General features: G+C 66.4%; 19 protein-coding genes. 7 read left to right on the top strand and 12 right to left on the bottom strand.

Going from position 1 to position 20838, the window contains the following annotated elements; genetic code table 11:
• Window positions 1–17: 17 nt before the first annotated feature.
• On the bottom strand, window positions 18–1757 hold the full coding sequence (locus JAN5088_RS17445; RefSeq protein WP_055684123.1) for an amidohydrolase: 1740 nt from the start codon (window positions 1755–1757) through the stop codon (window positions 18–20).
• Between the two features lie 215 nt (window positions 1758–1972).
• On the opposite strand from JAN5088_RS17445, the gene rocF reads away from it, so the two are divergent.
• From rocF to JAN5088_RS17425, 4 genes are all read left to right on the top strand, one after another.
• Window positions 1973–2899 carry an arginase gene (gene rocF, locus JAN5088_RS17440; protein ID WP_055684122.1) on the top strand — a complete coding sequence of 309 codons (927 nt, stop codon included), beginning with the start codon at window positions 1973–1975 and terminating at the stop codon, window positions 2897–2899.
• Between the two features lie 10 nt (window positions 2900–2909).
• Window positions 2910–3959 carry an ornithine cyclodeaminase gene (gene ocd / locus JAN5088_RS17435; RefSeq protein ID WP_055684121.1) on the top strand — a complete coding sequence of 350 codons (1050 nt, stop codon included), beginning with the start codon at window positions 2910–2912 and terminating at the stop codon, window positions 3957–3959.
• Between the two features lie 25 nt (window positions 3960–3984).
• Window positions 3985–4266, top strand: coding sequence for a hypothetical protein (locus JAN5088_RS17430; protein ID WP_055684120.1), 282 nt, complete (start codon window positions 3985–3987; stop codon window positions 4264–4266).
• Window positions 4267–4592: 326 nt separating this feature from the next.
• On the top strand, window positions 4593–4829 hold the full coding sequence (locus tag JAN5088_RS17425; protein WP_055684119.1) for an EF-hand domain-containing protein: 237 nt from the start codon (window positions 4593–4595) through the stop codon (window positions 4827–4829).
• Window positions 4830–4888: 59 nt separating this feature from the next.
• On the opposite strand, the gene JAN5088_RS17420 is transcribed toward JAN5088_RS17425, so the two are convergent.
• From JAN5088_RS17420 to JAN5088_RS17370, 11 genes are all read right to left on the bottom strand, one after another.
• Window positions 4889–6169, bottom strand: coding sequence for a TRAP transporter large permease (locus JAN5088_RS17420; RefSeq protein WP_055684118.1), 1281 nt, complete (start codon window positions 6167–6169; stop codon window positions 4889–4891).
• A complete protein-coding gene (locus tag JAN5088_RS17415; RefSeq protein ID WP_055684117.1) occupies window positions 6166–6660 on the bottom strand; it encodes a TRAP transporter small permease in 495 nt (164 codons plus the stop codon). Before JAN5088_RS17415 ends, JAN5088_RS17420 begins: the two co-directional genes overlap by 4 nt.
• 59 nt (window positions 6661–6719) lie before the next feature.
• Window positions 6720–7688, bottom strand: a complete 969-nt coding sequence (locus JAN5088_RS17410) for a TRAP transporter substrate-binding protein (RefSeq protein WP_055684145.1) — start codon at window positions 7686–7688, stop codon at window positions 6720–6722.
• A gap of 252 nt (window positions 7689–7940) precedes the next feature.
• A complete protein-coding gene (locus JAN5088_RS17405; RefSeq protein WP_055684116.1) occupies window positions 7941–8684 on the bottom strand; it encodes an SDR family NAD(P)-dependent oxidoreductase in 744 nt (247 codons plus the stop codon).
• A 24-nt stretch (window positions 8685–8708) separates the two neighbouring features.
• Window positions 8709–9626: an NAD(P)-dependent oxidoreductase gene (locus JAN5088_RS17400; RefSeq protein ID WP_055684115.1), complete on the bottom strand. Its 918-nt coding sequence runs from the start codon at window positions 9624–9626 to the stop codon at window positions 8709–8711.
• A 38-nt stretch (window positions 9627–9664) separates the two neighbouring features.
• Window positions 9665–9997 (bottom strand): cupin domain-containing protein, encoded by a 333-nt coding sequence (locus tag JAN5088_RS17395; protein WP_055684114.1) that lies wholly within the window; start codon window positions 9995–9997, stop codon window positions 9665–9667.
• A 40-nt stretch (window positions 9998–10037) separates the two neighbouring features.
• Window positions 10038–12356, bottom strand: coding sequence for a heparinase II/III domain-containing protein (locus JAN5088_RS17390; RefSeq protein ID WP_055684113.1), 2319 nt, complete (start codon window positions 12354–12356; stop codon window positions 10038–10040).
• An 80-nt stretch (window positions 12357–12436) separates the two neighbouring features.
• Entirely contained in the window at window positions 12437–14008 is a 1572-nt protein-coding gene (locus tag JAN5088_RS17385; protein WP_055684112.1) for a type 2 periplasmic-binding domain-containing protein, read from the bottom strand.
• 29 nt (window positions 14009–14037) lie between these two features.
• Window positions 14038–14919, bottom strand: a complete 882-nt coding sequence (locus tag JAN5088_RS17380; protein ID WP_055684111.1) for a carbohydrate ABC transporter permease — start codon at window positions 14917–14919, stop codon at window positions 14038–14040.
• A gap of 13 nt (window positions 14920–14932) precedes the next feature.
• A complete protein-coding gene (locus tag JAN5088_RS17375; RefSeq protein WP_082430097.1) occupies window positions 14933–15928 on the bottom strand; it encodes an ABC transporter permease in 996 nt (331 codons plus the stop codon).
• Window positions 15925–17025, bottom strand: coding sequence for an ABC transporter ATP-binding protein (locus JAN5088_RS17370; protein WP_055684110.1), 1101 nt, complete (start codon window positions 17023–17025; stop codon window positions 15925–15927). Before JAN5088_RS17370 ends, JAN5088_RS17375 begins: the two co-directional genes overlap by 4 nt.
• A 373-nt stretch (window positions 17026–17398) precedes the next feature.
• On the opposite strand from JAN5088_RS17370, the gene JAN5088_RS17365 reads away from it, so the two are divergent.
• From JAN5088_RS17365 to JAN5088_RS17355, 3 genes are all read left to right on the top strand, one after another.
• Window positions 17399–18091: a GntR family transcriptional regulator gene (locus JAN5088_RS17365; protein WP_055684109.1), complete on the top strand. Its 693-nt coding sequence runs from the start codon at window positions 17399–17401 to the stop codon at window positions 18089–18091.
• Between the two features lie 99 nt (window positions 18092–18190).
• Window positions 18191–19555, top strand: a complete 1365-nt coding sequence (locus JAN5088_RS17360) for an MATE family efflux transporter (RefSeq protein WP_055684108.1) — start codon at window positions 18191–18193, stop codon at window positions 19553–19555.
• A gap of 298 nt (window positions 19556–19853) precedes the next feature.
• Window positions 19854–20837, top strand: a complete 984-nt coding sequence (locus tag JAN5088_RS17355) for a TRAP transporter substrate-binding protein (RefSeq protein ID WP_055684107.1) — start codon at window positions 19854–19856, stop codon at window positions 20835–20837.
• Window position 20838: the final 1 nt, after the last annotated feature.

Here is a 20838-nt window from a genome sequence, read left to right as displayed (position 1 = left end):
ATGGCAGAGAGGGCGATCTAGTCCGGGAACTGCCGCGCCACGATGCTCCGGGTTTCGCCCTCGAAGACAGTCTCGCCGCCGACGATCGTCTCCAGCACCCGAATGTCCTTGATCTTCATCGGGTCGAGATGTCCGACCGACAACGGGTTCTCGGACAGGATCACGAAATCCGCAAGCTTGCCGGGCTCGATGCTGCCCTTCAGGTCTTCCTGGAAGTACTGCCAGGCGGCGTTGGTGGTGATCGCCTTGATCGCCTCCAGCGGGGGAACGCGCTGGTCCTCGCCGATGATGTCGCCGCCGGTGGACATGCGGTTCACCGACGACCAGATCATCTGGATGCCGTCGATGGGCACGACGGGCGTGTCGGTGTGCGTCGTGGGCCGGAGGCCGTGATCGTAGGCGCCCTTGAGCGGGCTCATGTGGTTCGCGCGCGACTCGCCGAAGAACACGTTCTTGTGGCGGTCGCCCCAGTAGAACGTGTGGCCGATGAAGAAGTCCGGATGCACGTCCAGTGCCGCCATCTGGTTGAGCTGATCCGGCCGCGTGAACTGCGAGTGCTGGATCGTGTGGCGCGCATCCTCGCGCGGGGCGGCCAGTTGCGCGGCGGCGAAGGCGTCGAGCGTGTTCTGGATGCCCTGGTCCCCGTTGGAATGGACCGTGACCTGCCAGCCCTCGCGGTGCAGATCCTCGACGAAATCGAAGAACTCGTCGCGGTCGTCCCAATAGGAGAAGCCCTTGTAGTCGCCGTCGTCATGCGGCCGCTGCGTCATGTAGGGCTGGCTGAAATGGGCGGTATAACCCTGGGGCGAGCCGTCGACGGTGATCTTCATCGGGCCGCTGACGATCATGTTGCGGCCGGCGGTCAGGTCGGTCCCCGATGTGACGGCCGGATATTCCCGCGCATCCTCCATCGTCCGTTCCCTCGGCCAGTAGATGAGCCGCAGGGACAGGTCGCCACTCTCGAGCGCCTCCCTGTAGAGGTCGATCGCCTCGGGCTCGGTCGGCTGGTCGTTGGCGGTGGTGAAGCCATGCGCCGTCCACAGCTCGGCGGCCTTGCGGATGGCGGCGAGTTCATCCTCCCGCGTGGTCTCGGGCACGATGTCGCGCACCAGTGCGCCCGCGTTGCCCTCCAGAACGCCCGTCGGCTCGCCGGTCTCCTCGTTCTTCTCGATGCGCCCGCCATCGGGGTTGGGCGTGTCCGCGGTGATCCCCGCCTCCTCGAGCGCCTTGGAGTTGGCGACCGAGACGTGGCCGGAGATGTGCCTGATGATGACCAGCTTCGTCGTGCTGACCTTGTCCAGATCCTCGCGCGTGGGGTGGCGGTTCTCGGCAAGCAGAGTGTCGTCGTAGCTGGTCCCGAGGACGACCGGCGCGTCGGTGTCGGCTCGTTCCGTCAGCTTGGCGACGAGCTGGTCCATGTTCGTCGTCGTGCCGATGGGCGGCGGGTTGAGATCGACCTGCAGCCCCCAGGTGCCGGCGGCGATGAAATGCCCGTGGGGGTCGATGAAGCCGGGCAGCATGGTCCGCCCTTCCAGATCGACGCGCTCGGTGCTGTCGTCGGCCAGCGCCTCGATATCGACCATCCGGCCGACATGGGTGATCCGGTCGCCCTCGATGGCGACCGCTTCGACGAACAAGTTCGCGTCGTTCATGGTGACGATATCGCCGCCGAAATAGATCCTGTCGACCTGCGCATAGGCGGCGGTGGCCGTCGAGGCGAGAAGCGCGACCGAGGCGGATACGAGCAGTCTGGACATGATAATCTCCTGGGTTCAGAAATTGTTCGACAGGCGATTGCAGAACAGGCGACAGCGGCTTTTTTCCTTCAGCGTTTCTTACCCGTCGGATCAAGGCTCGGGCTTTTCCTCCGCCGCCGGTAGGTCCAAAGCTGGAAACCGCTAGGACCAGATGGCGCGCGTGCGGGTGTGCGCTATGTTCCCGCGATGCGCGAACCCTCGGGGAAGGACAACGAATGACCGCCAAGCACTGCATCCTGATCGGGGCGCCTCTGGACAGCGGGAAGCGGCGGAAGGGCTGTCTGATGGGGCCTGACGCCTATCGCACCGCCGGCATCGCCCGCATGATCGAGGAGTTGGGGCATGGGGTCGAGGATCGGGGCAACGTCGACCCCGGCGCCTTTGCCGAAGACCCCGACGACCGGTTGCATGCCCTGGACGAGACCGTGGCCTGGACGCGCGCGTTGACCGATGCGGCGCGGCGGGGGGCGGCGGAGGGGTTCCCGATCTTCATGGGCGGCGACCATGCGCTGTCGCTGGGCACCGTGGCGGGCGTCGCGGCCCATGCGGCCGACGCGGGCCGGCCGCTGTTCCTGCTCTGGCTCGACGCGCATCCCGATTACCACACGCCCGAGACGACGGATTCGGGCAACCTGCACGGCACGCCGGTCGCCTATGTCACCGGGCGGACGGGGTTCGCGGGCTTTCCGCCGCTGGAGGCCGCGGTGCCCACGGGCAACATCTGCATGATCGGCCTGCGCTCCGTCGACCCGGCGGAGCGCGAGGCGATCGAGGCCACGGACATGGCGGTGGCCGACATGCGCAGCATCGACGAGACCGGCATCGCCGCGCCCCTGCGCACCTTCCTGGAGCGGGTGGCGGAGGCGGACGGCATGTTGCATGTCTCGCTCGACGTGGATTTCCTCGACCCCACCATCGCGCCCGCGGTCGTGACCACCGTGCCCGGCGGCGCCACCCTGCGCGAGGCGCATCACGCGATGGAGCTTCTGCACGAGAGCGGGCTGGTGACGTCGCTGGACCTCGTGGAGCTGAACCCGTTCCTGGACGAACGCGGCCGGACCGCGTCGCTGATGGTGGACCTGACCGCCTCCCTTCTGGGGCGGCGCGTCTTCGACCGGCCCACCCGCCGCAGCTACTCCTGAGAGGTCGCCCATGCCCCCCAAGCCGTCAGACCTGGCCTTCGTCCCCTTCGTCAGCGTCGAGAACATGATGAAGCTGGTCCACCGCATCGGGATCGAACCCATGCTGGAAGGCATCGCCGCCTATATCGAGGAGGATTTCCGCCGCTGGGACCTGTTCGACAAGACGCCCCGCATCGCCAGCCATTCGCGCGAGGGGGTGATCGAGCTGATGCCCACCTCGGACGGGGAGGTTTACGGGTTCAAATACGTCAACGGCCACCCGAAGAACACGGCCGAGGGGTTGCAGACCGTCACCGCCTTCGGCCTGCTCGCCACGGTGGACACGGGCTATCCGGTCCTGCTGTCGGAAATGACGGTGCTGACGGCGCTGCGGACGGCGGCGACCTCGGCCATGGTGGCGCGGCATCTGGCGCCCAAGGGGGCGCGGACCATGGCAATGATCGGCAACGGCGCGCAGTCGGAGTTCCAGGCGCTGGCGATGCGTGTCATATGCGGCATCGACCGGCTGCGGCTCTATGACATCGACCGGGCGGCCACGGACAAGGTGATGCGGAACCTTGCCGGCTACGGGTTCACGCTGGAACCCTGTGCCACGCCGGAGGAGGCGATCGAGGGCGCGCAGATCATCACCACCTGCACCGCCGACAAGCAGTTCGCCACCATCCTGACCGAGAACATGATCGGCACCGGGGTCCACATCAACGCCATCGGCGGCGACTGCCCCGGCAAGACCGAACTGCACCCCGGCATCCTGTCGCGCGCGGACGTCTTCGTCGAATACCCGCCCCAGACGCGGGTGGAGGGCGAGATCCAGCAGATGCCGGCGGATTTTCCCGTCATCGAGATGTGGCAGGTCATCACCGGCGCCGCGCCCGGCCGGACCGGCCCCGACCGGATCACCCTGTTCGACGGCGTGGGCTTCGCCATCGAGGATTTCTCGGCCCTGCGTTATGTGCGCGACCAATTGGACGAGACGGGCCTTTACCAGAACCTCGACATGATCGCCGACCCGGATGATCCCCGCGACCTGTTCGGAATGGTCGCGCGCGCGGGAGGGTAGTGGGTCAGGAACGGATCCGGCGTCGGTGACGACGCCGGTCCATGAAAGTGAAGTCCAGAAGTCGAGCGAGAACATGAGCCTCAAGAACGCGACGATAAAGGCGGGCATCGTTCTGATCCCGTCCTACACGGCGGCCTTTCTGACGGAGCAGATGGTCTATGTCGTGCCGATGCTCGCGGCCACGAGCTTCTTCGCCGGCACCGTCGACCTGAACCAGAAGACGACCCGGCGGAGAGTGGACGAAGACGAGGCCGATGAGGGTGGCGGCGAAGACATCGGCTCCGCGGCGGAAACCAACCAGATATAGGATGGGAACCCGACCGGTCTCGCTTCGCGAGGTGAGGGATCGAACCGATCCGGCGGAGACTTCTCGGCAGCCGCATCCCGGACCCATGATCAGCGCATCCCGGCGAAAACAGGCCGGAAACCTGCGCCCGGCGTGGAGTGTTTCCGCCGGGTGGCGGAGAGCTGCCCTTGGCGCGCGGTCCGGCGCGCAGGGAAAGGGGGCGATCCGGCGGCGGGGCGCGCGAAACGGGCCTCGGGCCGATGGGGGGAGGCGCGGCGGCGCGGTTTGCGATCCCTTGGCCGCGGGCATTGAGAACGCCCTTTTCATGGACCAATCGGAGAGATACGATGAAAACGATCCTGACCACGACCGCCGCCCTTCTCGCCCTGGCCGCCCCCGTCTGGGCGCAGGATGCGATGGATACGGACGGCGACGGCAACGTTTCGATGGAGGAGCTGCAGGCGGCCTATCCCGAAGCGACCGCCGAGAACTTCACTGCCATGGACGCGGATGCCGACGGCATGCTGAGCGCGGCCGAAGTCCAGGCGGCCCAGGAAGCCGGCATCCTGCCTGCCGCGGAGTGATCCGCCCCTGAGCGAACGACGCGGCGTCCGGAGGCTTTCCGGGCGCCGTATTCGTTCGGTCAGTCGCCGAACATCAACTCCACCGGCCAGAGCGAGATCGCGGGCACATAGGTGATGACCATGAGCGCCGCGAAGACCGTCAGCACGAACCACAAAAGCTGCGGGATGATGCGCTCCACCGGAAGGTCCGCGACCTGACAGGCGGCGAAGAGGTTGACGCCGAGCGGCGGCGTGATCATCCCGAGCGCCAGGTTCACCACGATGATGAGGCCGAAATGCACCGGGTCCACGCCGTAGGCCACGGCGATGGGCGTGAGGATGGGGGCGAGGACCAGGATCGCGGCAGAGGTCTCGATGAACATGCCCACGATAAGCAGCATCAGGTTGACCACCAACAGGAACGCGACGCGGCTTTCGAAGACGTCGCGGAACCAGGCCGCAATCTCGTTGGGTAGGCCCGACCGGGTGATGAGGAAGGAAAAGAGCGCGGCGGCCGAGATGATGATCATGATGGCCGAGGTGGAGATCACCGTCTTCGTCAGGATCGCCGGAAGGTCGCGCAGCCGCAGCTCGCGGTAGAAGCCCATGCCGACCACGAGGGCGGCCGCCACGGCCACGGCGCTGGCTTCGGTGGGCGTGAAGATGCCCGAATAGATGCCCCCCAGGATGACGAAGGGCACCAGCAGCGCGGGCAGGGCCGAGAGCGCCGCGCGCCCCACGGAATCGCGCCCGTCGCCGTCGTTCATGCCGATGCCCCGCACCCGGCAGATCACCAGCACCAGCGCCATGAGCGAGGCGGCCACCAGCAGGCCCGGACCGAGCCCCGCGATGAAGAGCTTGCCCACCGAGGTGTCGGTGGACACGCCGTAGAGGATGAGCGGGATCGACGGCGGGATCAGCACGCCGAGTTCGGCCGACGACGCCTGGATCGAGGCGGCGAGGGGGGTGGGGTAGCCGTGGCTCACCATCGCCGGAATGAGGATCGCGCCGATGGCGAAGGTCGTGGCCACCGAGGAGCCCGAGACCGACGCGAACAGCATGCAGGTCACGACGCAGGTGCAGGCAAGCCCGCCCTGCACCCCGCCCACCAGCGACTTGGCCAGCGCCACGAGCCGCCCCGAGATGCCGCCCGCGCCCATCAGGTTGCCCGCCAGGATGAACAGCGGGATCGCCATGAGCGGGAAGCTGTCGATGCCGGTGAACATCCGCTGCGCCACGAGGAGGAGGGGCAGGCGGCCCTGCGCCTCGATCCCGATGACGGAGGCGAGGCCGATGGCCACCGCGATGGGCACGCCCAGCACGAACAGGATGGCCAGCGACAGGCCGAGCGCGGCGTTCATGCGGCTGCCCCGATGCGCCAGCCTTCGGTCGCGCCCCGGATCATGGCGGCGACGATGGCGATGAGGATGAAGACCGAGCCCACGGGCAGCGCGGCATAGACCCAGGCGATCGACACCTCGAGCGCGGCGAGCTTCTGGTTCATGACGCGCCCGGTCATCAGCCAGCCCTGCCAGAGGAGGATCGAGAAGAACACGAGCGACGCCGTGTTCGCGGCGAGGAACAGCCCCAGCCCCAGGCGGCGGGGCAGGGCGTTCATGATAACGTCGACCGAGATCATCGCCCCGTGCCGGAACGCCACGGCCACGCCCAGGAACACCGACCAGACCATCGCCGAGCGGGTGATGACCTCCGACCAGGTGGAGGGGGCGTCGAAGACGAAGCGGGTGACGACCTGGAACAGCGCGAGGCCCGCGGCGATCACCAGAAAGGCGATGGAGAGCCGCAGGGCAAGGCCCGTCGTCAGGTCTTCGAGTTTCAGGAACAGTCGCATCGGGCCTCGGTATCTCGGGGGGTGGGCCGGCGGAGGGGTCGCCGCCGGCCCCGTTCGGGTCACTCGACCGCCTGGATCCGCTCGACCATCTCGGTGCCGTGCTCGTCGGTGTAGACCTTGTAGGCCTCCTGCGCGAGTTCGGCGAAGGGCGCCTTGTCGATGTCGGTGATGACCTCCATCCCGTTCTCGCGCAGGAGCGCCACGCCCTCGTCCTCCAGCCGGTTGACCTCGGCGCGGGTGGCGGCGGCGCTGGCCTTCGCGGCCTCGCGGAACCAGCCCTTCTCCTCGTCGCTCAGCCCGTCGAACAGGATGGGCGAGGCAAGGATCGCCACCGGCGAATAGACGTGCCCGGTGAGCGAGGCGTAGTCCTGCACCTCCCAGAACTTCGAGGCCGAGATCACCGTGATCGGGTTCTCCTGCCCGTCCACGACGCCCTGCTGCAGCGCGGTGAACAGCTCGGGGAAGGCCATGGGCGTGGGCGCGGCGCCCATGTCCTCGAAGGCTTCCATGTGGACGCGGTTTTCCATGGTCCGCAGCTTGAGGCCCTGAAGGTCCTCGGGCGTCTCGACGGGCCGCTGCGAATTGGTGACGTGGCGGAAGCCGTTCTCGGACCAGCCGAGACCCACGAGGTTGTTCTCGTCGATCCGGGCCAGAAGCTCCTGCCCGATCTCGCCGTCGAGCACCTTGCGCGCGTGGTCGTAGTCGCGGAACAGGAACGGCAGGTCGAGGGCGTAAACCTCGGGGACGAAGTTGCCCAGGGGCCCGGTCGAGGTGATGACCACGTCGAGCGAGCCGATCTGCAGCCCCTCGATCATGTCGCGCTCACCGCCCAGCTGGCCCGCCGGGGCCTGCTCTCCCGTCCACTCGCCGCCCGAAAGCTCCTCCAGCGTGTCGATGAAGGCCTGTGCGCCGAGGCCGTAGTGCGACGTCGGCGACAGCGAATGGCCGATGACGATGGACTGCTGCGCCTGGGCCGCGCCGGCTGCCAGCACGGCGGCGGCGGCAAGTCCGGTGATGATGTGGTTCATGGTGTCCTCCCTGTGGTTTCCCGCGGCGACGCCGGGCATCGCCGCTTCATGGAATGTCACAGGGCGGTCCAGTGCGCCAGAGTTTCGGGCGCAGGTCCGCGACCTGCGGGCGCCCGGCAGGGTCAGGGTCGGACCGCGGCCGTTCTTCGCCACCGCCGTCGCGCGCCCGGGACGGTGTGCATCCACATGCGGTCGCCTGATGACGGGGGCGGGGCACCGGCCGGGCGCGGTCCGGTCGGCGGCATCATCTGCCTAGCTGAACAGCATGCCGCCGTTGATGTCGACATTGACGCCCGTCATGAACCCCGCCTCCTCGCCGGCCAGGAAGGCGACCAGATGGGCGATGTCCTCGGGCGTGCCCTGGCGCTTTACCGGCGACGCGGCCTCGACGTTCCGGCGCGCTTCGGGCGCGGTGTGGACGTTGTGGAATTCGGTGTCGATCATGCCGGGGCAGAGCGCGTTGACGCGGATCTTCGGGCCCAGCTCCTTTGCGAGGCCGCGCGTCATGGTGATGACGGCCCCCTTCGACGTGGCATAGGCGACGGCGCCCGGGCCGCCGCCATCGCGGCCGGCCTGGCTCGCGATGTTGACGATGGCGCCCGAGTCCATATGCGGCAGGCATGCCTTGACCATCAGGAAGGTGCTGGTGAGGTTCAGGTCCATCACCGCGCGCCAATGGTCCAGCGACATCTCGGCGATGGTCTTGCGCGCGATCAGGCCGCCGGCGTTGTTCACCAGGATGTCGACGCGGCCGAAGGCCTCCACCGTCTTCTTCACCAGCGCCTCGGCGTCGCCGGGCAGGTTCAGGTCGCCCTGCATCGCGAAGGCCTTGCCGCCCTGTGCCTCGATCGCCCGTACCGTCTCGTCGGCCCCCGACGAGGAGGAGAAGTAGTTGATCGCGACGTTCGCGCCCTCCCCCGCCAGCTTCATCGCGCAGGCGCGGCCGATGTCGCGGCCGCCGCCGGTCACGATGGCTGTCTTGCCCTTGAATCTCATGGACTGTCCTTTCCGTCCTGTCGGTTACACCGCCCGCTGCGATCGGCCGGCGGGATCGGCCGACCTGTCGAGCGTCATGAAGTAGTCGAAGATCTCGGGGACGTTGCCGTCGCCCATGCCGGCGGCGACGGCGGCCTCGAGGTTGTGCGAGGTGCCTTCGGCGATCTCGGCCCGGGTGCCCAGATCCTCGACCATCCTGAGGAAATAGCCGAGGTCCTTGCTGGCGTTGCCGATCGAGAAGCCGAGATCGCTCACGCCATCCACCGCGTAGTTCTTGCAGAACCCCATGAAAGGCGAGTTCGACGGCCCCGCCGACATGATATCGTAGAGCTGCCGGCGGTCGACGCCGGCACGGTCGGCCACGGCGAAGGCCTGGCTCATGGTGCAGACCGTGGTCATGCCCATGAAGTTGTTGATGAGCTTGGTCGTATGACCGGCGCCGAGCGGCCCGAGGTAGAAGACGTTCTCTCCCTGCTGGTCGAGGACCGGCTTGACCTTGTCGAAGGTCTCCCGGTCGCCGGCGGCCATGATGTTGAGAAGCCCGTCCCTGGCGTGGGCCGGGGTGCGGCCGAGCGGCGCGTCGACCATGCCAGCCCCCCGGGCGGCGAGGTCGGCGCCGATCTTGCGCGTCGACGCCGGGACGGAGGTGCCGAAGTCGATCAGCACGGCGCCGTCCCGGATGCCGGCCAGCAGGCCGTCGTCGCCGTAGACGACCTTCTCGACGACCTCGGAGGTGGTGAGGCAGAGCATGACGATGTCGCTGGCCTCCGCCAGTTCCCGAGGGGTGGCGGCCGCCCGCGCGCCGCCCCGGTCGACGACCTTCGCCACCGCATCCTCGTCGAGGTCCATCACGACAAGGTCGAACCCCTTCGTCTGAAGGTTCTCGACCATGTTGCCGCCCATGAGGCCGAGGCCGATGAAACCGATCACGGGTTTGGTCATTCTGTGCACTCCCTTGAATTTGCGTGTGAATCGTCGGATCAGAGGAAATCTTCGCGGTGGGGCGTGAAGATATCCAGCAGCGTCCCGGCTTCGAGGCAGGTCGCGCCGTGCTCGATGTGGGGCTGCTTGTAGAGCGAGTCTCCGGCCGACACGATGTAGGTCTCGTCGCCGACGACGAACTCGAACCTGCCCGAAATCACGTAGGTGATCTGCTCATGGGGGTGGCTGTGGCGCGCCGCCACCGTGCCCGTCTCGAAGTGAACCTCGACGGCCATGAGATTGTCGTTGTGGGCGGCGACCTTCCTTTTCAGCCCGCCCCCGACATCCAGGACCGTGGTCTCCTCGGCGGGAAAATAATTCTTCGTGGTCATCGCATGCTCCGGGTGCGTATCTGGCGTTCGGGACGACGGATCAGCTTTTCGCCAGCTTCTTCATCACGATGCGGAAGCTGTTCTCGTCGGGATCGGTGAAATAGAGGTCGGCGTCGTAGCCCTGGTCGTCGAGGAAGTGGAAGATCCGCTTCGGATCGCTCAGCCGGTAGGGCACCAGGAGGGTCGCCACGCGGTGTCGCGTGGCCTTGGGATACCGCGCGGTCAGGCAGGTGCTGACGGGAAGGCCCTCGTATTCGGCGGGGTCGACGTCCGGATATCCGGTGTGCTGCGTCAGGTCGGGCTTGCCGGCCTCCGACCAGATGACCTGGCCGTAGAAGCCCGCCCTCTCGCCGGTGTAGCGGAAGGATGTCTTGCCGAGATCGAAGGGCGCGTTGGCGTGCAGCAACCAGTCGAGGCTGACCGGCGTGTCGGCATCGACGCTGTCGATGATGACGAAATAGCTGTTGCGCACGAAGTAGACCTCACGCGCCGCAAGCGTCACCTCGGGCGACAGCGAGCGGTAGGCGGGGGTCGCATCGCCCTTGATGTAGATGTGGTCGTCGCGTTCCTCGGCGGCCACGATCCGGCCGGTCGCGGCCATCGCCCTGGTCTTGTCCTTGTCGGCGTACTGGCCCTTGCCGTCGATCAGGATCGCGTTCTTCGATCGGGTCTGGCGGCGCCAGTTGCGGTGCATGGTCGAGTTGAAGGCGACGTAGTGCCCGGACTGGATCGCCAGATCCTCCCCGAAGGCGGCCATGCAGAAGGCGTTCTGGTCGCCGTGGCTGTGGCTGATCGAGCCGAACCGCGAGGACTTGAAGACGAACTGGATGTGCCGGTCGGGATCGTCCATCGCATGCTGCACGCCGACCCAGCCGATACCGCGGAAATGGCGCAGGCCGCCTTCGGGCGGCGTGGCCTCGACGATGGGGAAATCGGTGCGGAACGTCAGCTCGTCGAAGTTGGTGTCCCACCAGCCCCAGTTGTAGAACGCCCCTCCGGTGCCGGGGTTCAGGCGCAGGTTCTCGTCGCAGTACCACTGATAGGCGCCGTTGCCGGTGACGCCGGCGAACTGACGCATGTTCAGCCCGGTCTTGATGCCGGGCAGGTCGCCCTGCGTGCTGTCGTCGCCGAAGGTGGCGCGGCGGGTGTCGGGCGCCTTGCAGAATAGCGGGAAGTCGCCGGTGTTCTGGAAGAACGGACGCTGGTAGAGATCGAGCCCGGTATAGGACTTCAGCCAGTTCGTGGCCTCGATCAGATAGGCCATGCCCATCATCCAGTAGTTGGGCCCCTCCGCCCAGCCGCCGTCGCTGTCGCCCCAGGGCGAGTAGACGGTGAACAGGAACTCGATGCAGTAGTTCAGCCAGTCGCGGGCTTCCCCCTCCGCATCGTCGTCCAGAAGCGCGATGCAGGCAGGGATCAGCGTCAGCGACACCGAGCGGACGGCGTGGCTGTCGTAGGGAAAGAGGTGGATCCTGGCGTTCCGGATGGCGTGATCCGCGATGTCGCGGGTCCGCGCGAGGAGCGCGGCGCGGACCCTGTCGCGCTCCTCCTCGGTGAGCTCGTCCTGGAGCCAGTCATAGCCCCAGGTCAGCGCATTGGTGACGCGGTAGGCCCATTCGTCGGTATAGGCGCGGGAGGTGACGCCCATCGGATCCCAGGATGCGGCCGCGAGCAGCCAGGCCTTGGCGCGGTCCAGCATCGCCCGGTCGCCCGTCACCTTGCCGCCGATGGAGAGGTGCCGGACGGCGTACATCAGCTCCTGCAGGTCGATGTAGGTCTGCCGCCAGACCGGGGCGGTGCGCTTGTGGTCGGGATAGCCGGCCGGCTCCTCCATGACCTCGCGGTCCATCCAGGGCAGCACGGACTCGCGGTAGAACTTCGCCCAGGCATATCGCTCGGGATCGGCCTCGACCTCCTTGCGGAAGATGGCGAGCCGGTCGGGCGTCATCCACAGGCGGGGGTGGTCGTGGGTCGCGCTGGCGAAACGGGCGTCGCGCGCGGGCAGGGGGATCTCGGGCAGGCCCTCGGCCAGGGTGAAGCTGCGGGTCGTGCTCCACTCCGTGACGGGCGTGCCGCGGGCGTCGCAGACCGCGTAGGACCAGTGATGCGTCCCCGCGGGGAACGTCACGTCGGGGGTGAGGAAGTTCACCGGCACGGGCGCGAAGGTCCGGGTCTTCTTCGTCGGAAAGTCGGGGTCGGGCGAGACGCGAAGGATGTATGTCGCCTCGTCCTCGATCACCGGAAGCCAGGTGAACCGCGGCGGGTTCTCGACGGCGTCGGTCCCGTCGGCGGGCGCGTACTGGATGGTCAGGCGCCCGGCCTGGGGTTCGTCGAGCACGGAGAGAGTCTTGGCGAGCATCGCGGGGGCCCTTGTCTATGGTCGGATGTGAGCGGGAAGGGGAGCGCGGCCGCGGCGGGCCGCGCTCGGTGTCTCGGGGATCAGCCGTCGTACTGGCGCCGGTAGGCCGAGTTCATCACCTCGATGACCTCCTCGTAGCCCATGTCGTTCAATGCCTCGACATAGGCGTCCCAGTCTTCCCGGACGTCGCCGGAGCCCAGGATCCAGGCCTGCTGGCGTTCCAGCATGTATGTCCGCAGCGACGGCCAGTACCGGTCGTAGATCGCCTGTTCCTCCTTGTTGAAGGACACGCCGAGGAACTGCTCGACCAGAAGGTCGTGCTGGTCGTAGAGCTCGATGCCCTCGCGCGCGGGCTGGGATGTCCATTGCCATTCGTAGCGGTAGTCCTGCGGATAGCCGCGATAGATCTGCGCGCCCTCCAGATACATCTGGCTGTTGACCGGCGTGTCGGAGGTCAGCACCTCCTCCTTGTAGATCGGTTCGCCGTCGACCATGTCCCAGGATTTGCCCTCGACGCCGAAGTTGGCCAGCAGCGCGCCGTATTCCGAGAAGAAGAAGTCGAAGTACTTGACGGTCTCGACCGGATGCTCGTTGCTGAAGGTGATGGCCCAGCCGTCGGGCTTGATCGGTGTCCGGCGATGCTCCTCCATCCGGACGCCGCCCGCCGAGGCGGGGGGCAGGAACGGGATGAAGTTGAAACCCTCGATGTCATCGCCGAGCGCGTCGTTGTAGCCGGAGGTCGAGGCGAACCAGTCATGGGTCACGCCGCCCAGGTTCTCGCCCAGCAGGAAGTCGCGCGACGACGAGCCGCGGGTGAAGATCTCGGGGTCGATCAGGTCTTCCTTGTACCACTGCGCCACGTTGGCCAGCGCGTCGCGATAGGCCTCCTGCGCGTAGGGGTGCGCCACCTGGCCGTCGTCGGTGACGTAGAAGTCGTGGTAGGTGTCGGATCCGGACGACCGCGCATCCCACAGGGTGACGAGGCGGATCACCTCCTCCCAGTCGCGGGCGAAGAAGGGCACCTCGTCCTTCTGGCCGTTGCCGTTGGGATCCCGGTCGCGGAACGCCACCAGCACCTCATGGAGCTCCTCGACGTTCTGAGGCTGTTCCAGGCCCAGCTTGTCGAGCCAGTCCTGGCGGATGAACCATGCCCGGCCGTATTTGCCGTCGGGCAGGTAGGGGATGTAGTAGACGTTGCCGTCATGAGCCTGCAGCGCGTTCCAGAGTTCGGGCCGCGCGTCGAAGAACGCCTTGATGTTGGGCGCATGCTCCTCGATCAGGTCGCCCAGCGGCACGAAGGCGCCTTCCGGCCCGTACTGGTTGACCGGCTGCTTGATAAGGTTGCCGCCGACGATGTCGGGCAGGTCGCCCGTCGCGATCAGCAGGTTCATCGCCTCGTTGTTGTCGGTGGTGTTGCGGCCCGAGGTCTGGTCGACCAGATGGATGTTGGTCATCTCGCGGACCGCTTCCTCGACCGGGTAGAGCGTGCTGGTGTCGCCCCCCGGCCCGTAGCCCTGGGCGCGCGGCCAGTGCATGTGGATCGTCAGTTCCAGCGGCTCCTCGACGATCGGCAACTCCAGTTCCTGGGCGAAGGCCGGCGCCGTGATGGCCGTCGTCGCCAGAATGGCTAGGGACACTTTCAAAGTTCGCATGGCTACCTCCGTTGATGCGAATTCGCGGGTCATTCCTTCACCCCGCCCAGCAGGATCCCCTTGGAGAAATACTTCTGCAGGAAGGGATAGATGAGCAGGATCGGGATGATCGAGCAGACGATGATCGCCGCGGTGACCGTCTCGACGGAATAGGCCGAGGCGAGGAGCGACGTGGCGAATTCCTCGTCGTCGGAAAGCTCCACGATCACCTTGCGCAGGTAGACCTGCAGCGGGATCTTGTCCTCGTCCTGCAAGAGCACCATCGCCCAGAAGAAGCCGTTCCAGCGCGACACGATGCAGAACAGCGCGACCGTGGCGATCGCCGGCTTCGACAGCGGCACATAGACCTTCCAGAGCACCTGGAACTCGTTGGCGCCGTCCATGCGCGCGGCTTCCTCGAAGCTCCGGGGGATACTCTCGAAGAAGTTGCGCAACAGGATGATGTTGAAGCCGTTGACCGCAAAGCCGATCATGATGCCGAAATAGCTGTCGAGCAGCCCGAGATCCCGCATGTTCAGAAAGAACGGGATCAGGCCGGCGTTGAACCACATGGTGAAGGCGACCACGAGGTTCCAGAAGCGCCGCCCGTAGAGCTGCGGCTTGGACAGCGCGTAGGCGCCGGGGATGATGAACGCGAGGCTCATCAGCGTGCCGCCGATGGTGTAGATGAAGGTGTTCATGTACGACGACCAGAACAGCGGCTCGCTCAGCACCTGCCTGTAGGCCTCCAGCGTGAAGCCCACCGGCGTCAGGATCACGTTTCCGGCGCGGGCCTCGAAGCCGGTGCTCATGGACATCGACGCGATGTAGATGAACGGATAGAGCGTCGAGATCGTGAACAGTGCGATCAGCACCATGTTGACGATGACGAACAGCCGGTCGCCGCGCGAATAGAGGTTCATGTTCGCCATTGCGCGGTCCTCCTCACCACAGCGACGTGCGCGAGTAGCGCCTGGAAATCGTGTTGGCGGTCATCACGAGGACGAAGGCCACGACCGCGTTGAACAGGCCGGCGGCGGCGGCGAAGTCGTATTGCCCGCCCTGCAGGCCCTGACGGTAGATGTAGGTGTTGACCACGTCGGCCGTCTGATAGGTCGCCGGCTGGTAAAGCAGGATGATCATCTCGAACGACACTTCGAGGATGTTCCCGATCCGGATGATCAGCATGATTATGATCGTCGGCATGATCGACGGCACGGTGATCTTCCACACCATCTGCCAGCGACTGGCGCCGTCGACGACCGCGCTCTCGTAGAGCGTGGGCGACACCCCGGCGATGGCGGCAAGGTAGACGATCGACTGGAACCCCGCCTCCTGCCAGATCCCCGTGCCGACGAAGATCGGCCGGAACCATTCCGGCCTGGTCAGGAAATAGATGGAGTCCATGCCGAACCATCCCAGGATGGTGTTGACGATGCCGGCCGACGGCGAGAACGCGGTGATCACGATACCGGCGATGATGACCGACGAGATGAAGTGCGGCAGATAGACGATGGTCTGCGCCGTCTTCCGGAACGTCTGGTTCAGGATCTCGTTGAACATCAGCGCCAGCAGGATCGGCATGGGAAAGCCGAACAGCAGGCTGTAGAAGCTGATGATGACGGTGTTCTTCAGCGCCCGCAGGAACTGGTCGCTGCCGAACAGGGTCTGGAAATGCTCGAACCCGATCCACGGGCTGTCCGCCACGCCGCGGAAGATCGAGTAGTCCTTGAAGGCGATTTGCAGCCCGTACATCGGCTTGTAGAGAAAGACGACCAGCCACACGACCGTCGGGATCAGCATGACGTAAAGCTGCCATTCCTGCCGCAGGTGGCCACCGATCTTCCGGATGCGGCCGGGGCGGCGGTCGCGCTGCGCCTCCCGCGCCTCGATGACCAGCTCCTCGGTCTGGCCGACGGTCGGATCGTATTCGGTGCTCATTGTTCCAGCACCTGTCCGGGAAGCGCCTTCCCGGTTTCGGCATCGAAGACGCGCACCAGGTGCGGCTCGATCGTGAAGCCGGAGATGCCGTCGAGCAGCTTCTGGCCCACGGTGTCCGTCCGGATGACGAACGGCTCGCCCCGCAGCGTGGCGTGGATCAGCGCTTCGGACCCCAGGGTCTCGACCAGGTCGACATCCACGCCGACCCGTCCGGGCGCGTCCTCGTGGGCGACGGTCACGAACTCGGGGCGGATGCCGAGGATGACGTCCCGCCCCACGGCGTTCGTCAGCGACGCCAGCGGTGCCAGCGGCACCTTCTGGCCGCCGAATTCGGCCACGGGCCCCCGGTCGCCGGCGACGATCCGGGCCTTGACCATGTTCATCGGCGGCGAACCGAGGAAGCTCGCCACGAAGGTGTTGGCGGGGTTCAGGAACAGCTCCATCGGCGAGCCGATCTGTTCGATCCGGCCGTCGTGCATGACGACGATCCGGTCGGCGAGCGTCATCGCCTCCACCTGGTCGTGCGTCACGTAGATGCTGGTCGCGCCGAGCCGCTTGTGCAGGCGCTTGATCTCGGCGCGCATCTGGGTGCGGAGCTTGGCGTCGAGGTTCGACAGCGGCTCGTCGAACAGGAACACCTTGGGGCGGCGCACGATGGCGCGGCCCATGGCGACCCGCTGACGCTGGCCGCCGGAGAGGTCGGCGGGGCGTCGTTCCAGATAGTCCGTCAGGCCCAGGATGCCGCCGACCTCCTTCACGGAAGCTGCGATCCGGTCCTTGGGTTCCTTGCGGATGCGCAGGCCGAAGGCGATGTTCTCGGCCACGTTCAGATGCGGGTAGAGCGCATAGTTCTGGAACACCATGGCCACGTCGCGGTCCTTGGGGGCGACGCGGTTCATGTGCCGCCCGTCGATCGTCAGCGCCCCGTCGGAGATTTCCTCCAGCCCGGCGATCATGCGCAGGGTGGTGGACTTGCCGCAGCCGGACGGACCGACGAGGACGACGAACTCCCGCTCCCGCACCTCAAGGTCGATGCCGTGCACCACCTGCACCGCGCCGTATGCCTTCACGATACCTTCAAGACGAACTTCGGTCATCTTCCCTCCCTGCGACGCGCGGACCGTCACGAGCCATCCCCGCTGCGATCGCGATGCGATTCGCTCCAGGTCCTCTCCGGGATACTAGTAATCGATCTGGTAGACTAGTATAAGTTTGTTGAACGTGAGTCGCGTCCCGAAGGTTGGAACGATCGATGAAGAAACCCGCCGTCCCGATGGTCGCCGTCTTGCCGGGCATCGATCCCGCGTTACCGTCGGCATCGCGCGACCGTCGCGTGGCGCGGCCTGTCTCCGTCTCGACGCCCGGCGGTCGGCTGTGTCATGGGCGGACCGTGACGATGCGGACGGCGTTGCAAGGAACGGGTCGAAGGCCGCGATACGGTTGCACGGCGACCGTCAGGGAGGACGAACAATGGATCAGGTGACACAGCTTGGTCAGCGTCGGACGAGCGTTGACGACATCTTCGACTATCTGCAGGACGAGATCCTGTCGCTGCGCCTGCGTCCGGGAGACAAGATCTCGGAAGCCGAGATCGCCGCCCGTTTCGGCGTCTCGCGACAGCCGGTCCGCGATGCGTTCAGCCGCCTCGCCAACCTCGATCTTCTGCTGATCCGCCCGCAGCGGGCCACGGAAGTCAGGCGGTTCTCGGCGCGTGAGGTCAGGAAATCGCGGTTCGTCCGCGCCGCCGTCGAGAGGGAAGTGCTGCGCCGCGCGGCGGACCTTTGCGATGCCGAGGGCGCGGCGATGCTCGACGCGCGGCTGGCCGAACAGGCCCGGATCATCGCGGAGCGCGACTTCGACGCCTTCGTCGCGCTCGACTATGCCTTTCACAAGACCCTTTGCGATATCGCGGAAGCCGACTTCGTGTTCGACGTCATCCAGGCCGAAAAGGCCAAGGTCGACCGGCTGTGCATGCTGAGCCTGGCCAAGGAAGACCGGATGCCCGAACTCGTCAGGGATCACGAGGCGATCGCCGAAGCGGTCAAGGCCCGCGATCCCGATCGCGCCATCGAGATCGGGATGCTTCACCTCGGGCGGCTGGACGAGACGATCGAGCATATCACGACGACGAACGCCAACTACTTCGAACCCGAAGACGACTGAACCGACGACGGAGGCGGCCCCGAAGGTCGCCGTCGCAAGGGCCGCCGCACCGGCGCCGGGCCCGGTTTCCGCACGTCGCCCCATGAGGCCCGCTTCCCGATGTCCGTCCTTCCCGCCGACCCCACGACCTCGCCCGCCCGCGTCGTCTTCGACCTCGCCTGGCCGCTGACGCTGAAGGCGATCATGCTGCACGGCATCGTGGTGATCGATGCCTACCTCGTGTCGGGACTGGGCGAGCAGGCGATCGCGGTGCTGGGGCTGGCCGCGGCCATCGCGGGGCTGCTGCTCGGCGTCCTGCTGGCATTCTCCAACGCCACGCAGATCCGCATCGCGCAGGCCTCCGGCACCGGCGACGCGAGCTTTCTGAAATCGGCGCTGTTCTCGGGCCTCGCGATCAACGTCGCCGCCTGCGCCCTGGGGCTGGTCCTGCTGGCCTTCGCGGCGGGACCGATCATCGACGGCCTTGCCCACGACGCATGGATCGCCGATCAGGCGCGACGCTATCTTCTGGTTTTCGCCGTCGTGATCGCGGCGGAATCGGTCCATCAATGCCTGTCGGCCTATTTCAACGGGACCGGCGAGACCCGTCTGCCACTCTACAGCTATCTGCTAGGGGTGCCGGTCAACATCGGCGTCAGCATTTCCTTCATTCATGGCCTGCTGGGCGCGCCGGAGATGGGCGTGGTCGGCGCGGCCGTCGGCAGCGCCACGGCCGCGCTGCTTCAGGCGGCCTTCCTCGGGCTGTGCCTGTGGCGCAGGACGGCGTTCCACCGTGGCGTTCCGGGCTGGCGGAACGGCACCTTCCGCGCGTCGCTCCGGCGGCACCTGGCCTTCGCCTGGCCCATCGCCGCGACCTTCGTGAGCGCCACGGTAGCGTCAAACGTCTGCATGCTGCTCTACGCCAAACTCGACGTGAACGCCTTCGCGGCGATGACGCTGATCATGCCGTGGGTCCAGGTCGCCGGCACCGTCGGCATGTCCTGGGCGCAGGCCACCGGCATCATCGTGGCGCAGCTTCTGGGCAGCGACAGGCGGGGCGAAACGCTCGAACGCTTTCTAGGTGGCGCGTGGCGCGCGGCCTTCGTCGCGGCAGGGGTGGTGGCCGCGATCTATCTGACGATCATCGCGCTTTCGCCCTGGATCTATTCCGAACTGCACCCGACGACCCGCGCCACCCTGCTCAGCTTCTGGCCGGTCCTGCTGCTTTTGCCGTTCCCCAAGGGGTCGAACGCGATCTGTGGCAACACGCTGCGGGCCGCCGGCGAGACGGTCTATGTGATGCACGTCTTCGTCTGGTCGCAGTGGCTGTTCCGCGTTCCCGTCACCGCGCTGCTGGTGCTTTACCCCGGCGTGCCCGTCGTCTGGGTCTTCTCGCTCCTGCTGATCGAGGAACTGATCAAGTTTCCCGCCTTCCATTCCCGCCTTTTCCGCGGCGACTGGAAATTGGCCTCGGTGGAGACCTAGGCGAAAGGCGCCCGATGCAGAATGGCCCCTTCGGTCGGCGCTTTCCGTGTTTGACGAATCTGGCATACCAGAATACCAGAATGGGAAGCGATCCTGTTGCCCGACCGCCCGGGGGGGGGCGGTGCGACAGCGGTCGGAAAGGGAGTGGTGGGGATGTCGAGACCCGATCCAGGGCGTCCATATCCGGCCGGGTCATCGACCCGGACCATCGCGCACGACGTGGCGGCCGATCCGGCCTGCGGCCCCATGAAGAGGGTCCGCCACCTGTGACGACGATCTCAAAGGGAGGAAACCAGAGATGACATCGACCAGGACACTGACCGCGGCGCTGCTCGCCAGCGTCGCCATGGCCGGCGCGGCCTTCGCGGATTGCGAGGTCAACCTGCGCTCCGCCGACACGCACCCCGAAGGCTACCCTACCGTGGTCGCCGTGGAGCGGATGGGCGAGATGCTGACCGAACGCTCAAGCGGGCGCATCTGCGTGGAGGTCTTTCCCTCGGCGCAGCTCGGCGAGGAGAAGGACACGATCGAGCAGACCCAGTTCGGCGTGATCGACATGAACCGCGTCTCGCTCGGGCCGTTCAACAACATCGTGGAGGAGACGCAGGTCGTCTCGCTGCCCTACATCTTCCGGTCGGTCGAGCATATGCACGACGTCATGGACGGGCCGATCGGGCAGGAGATCCTCGACGCCTTCGAGGCGCACGACCTGGTGGGTCTCGCGTTCTACGATTCCGGTTCGCGCAGCTTCTACAACTCCGAGAAGCCGATCACCTCGATCGAGGATCTGGCGGGCATGAAGTTCCGCGTGATGCAGTCCGACATCTTCGTCGACATGGTCGACGCCCTCGGCGCCAACGCGACGCCGATGCCCTATGGCGAGGTCTATTCCTCCATCCAGACGGGCGTGATCGACGGGGCCGAGAACAACTGGCCCAGCTACGATTCCTCGGGGCATTTCGAGGTGGCGAAATACTACACCCTCGATCAGCACCTGATCGTGCCCGAAGTGCTGGTGATGGCGAAATCCTCCTTCGACGCGCTCTCGCCCGAGGATCAGGAGATGGTCCGCCAGGCCGCCAAGGACAGCGTGCCGGTCATGCGCGAGCTCTGGACCGAGCGGGAGGCGGAGTCGGAGCAGAAGGTCCGCGACGCGGGCGTCGAGATCGTCACCGACATCGACAAGACCCCCTTCATCGAGGCGATGGTCCCGGTCTATGAGAAATACGTGACCTCCGACAAGCTCAAGGACATGGTCGAGCGCATTCAGGCGACCGAGTGAT

Origin of the sequence: Jannaschia rubra (assembly GCF_001403735.1) — a bacterium.
GTDB classification, from domain to species: domain Bacteria; phylum Pseudomonadota; class Alphaproteobacteria; order Rhodobacterales; family Rhodobacteraceae; genus Jannaschia; species Jannaschia rubra.
This window is presented reverse-complemented; position numbering and strand designations above follow the sequence as displayed.

What these genes read in the sequence shown, in the direction of transcription:
- JAN5088_RS17405 (WP_055684116.1), bottom strand. Translation starts at nt 8,684, where the DNA reads ATGAGATTCAAGGGCAAGACAGCCATCGTGACCGGCGGCGGCCGCGAC.
- JAN5088_RS17390 (WP_055684113.1), bottom strand. Translation starts at nt 12,356, where the DNA reads ATGCTCGCCAAGACTCTCTCCGTGCTCGACGAACCCCAGGCCGGGCGC.
- JAN5088_RS17410 (WP_055684145.1), bottom strand. Translation starts at nt 7,688, where the DNA reads ATGAACCACATCATCACCGGACTTGCCGCCGCCGCCGTGCTGGCAGCC.
- JAN5088_RS17380 (WP_055684111.1), bottom strand. Translation starts at nt 14,919, where the DNA reads ATGGCGAACATGAACCTCTATTCGCGCGGCGACCGGCTGTTCGTCATC.
- JAN5088_RS17415 (WP_055684117.1), bottom strand. Translation starts at nt 6,660, where the DNA reads ATGCGACTGTTCCTGAAACTCGAAGACCTGACGACGGGCCTTGCCCTG.
- ocd (WP_055684121.1), top strand. Translation starts at nt 2,910, where the DNA reads ATGCCCCCCAAGCCGTCAGACCTGGCCTTCGTCCCCTTCGTCAGCGTC.
- JAN5088_RS17355 (WP_055684107.1), top strand. Translation starts at nt 19,854, where the DNA reads ATGACATCGACCAGGACACTGACCGCGGCGCTGCTCGCCAGCGTCGCC.
- rocF (WP_055684122.1), top strand. Translation starts at nt 1,973, where the DNA reads ATGACCGCCAAGCACTGCATCCTGATCGGGGCGCCTCTGGACAGCGGG.
- JAN5088_RS17445 (WP_055684123.1), bottom strand. Translation starts at nt 1,757, where the DNA reads ATGTCCAGACTGCTCGTATCCGCCTCGGTCGCGCTTCTCGCCTCGACG.
- JAN5088_RS17425 (WP_055684119.1), top strand. Translation starts at nt 4,593, where the DNA reads ATGAAAACGATCCTGACCACGACCGCCGCCCTTCTCGCCCTGGCCGCC.
- JAN5088_RS17360 (WP_055684108.1), top strand. Translation starts at nt 18,191, where the DNA reads ATGTCCGTCCTTCCCGCCGACCCCACGACCTCGCCCGCCCGCGTCGTC.
- JAN5088_RS17400 (WP_055684115.1), bottom strand. Translation starts at nt 9,626, where the DNA reads ATGACCAAACCCGTGATCGGTTTCATCGGCCTCGGCCTCATGGGCGGC.
- JAN5088_RS17385 (WP_055684112.1), bottom strand. Translation starts at nt 14,008, where the DNA reads ATGCGAACTTTGAAAGTGTCCCTAGCCATTCTGGCGACGACGGCCATC.
- JAN5088_RS17375 (WP_082430097.1), bottom strand. Translation starts at nt 15,928, where the DNA reads ATGAGCACCGAATACGATCCGACCGTCGGCCAGACCGAGGAGCTGGTC.
- JAN5088_RS17395 (WP_055684114.1), bottom strand. Translation starts at nt 9,997, where the DNA reads ATGACCACGAAGAATTATTTTCCCGCCGAGGAGACCACGGTCCTGGAT.
- JAN5088_RS17370 (WP_055684110.1), bottom strand. Translation starts at nt 17,025, where the DNA reads ATGACCGAAGTTCGTCTTGAAGGTATCGTGAAGGCATACGGCGCGGTG.
- JAN5088_RS17420 (WP_055684118.1), bottom strand. Translation starts at nt 6,169, where the DNA reads ATGAACGCCGCGCTCGGCCTGTCGCTGGCCATCCTGTTCGTGCTGGGC.
- JAN5088_RS17365 (WP_055684109.1), top strand. Translation starts at nt 17,399, where the DNA reads ATGGATCAGGTGACACAGCTTGGTCAGCGTCGGACGAGCGTTGACGAC.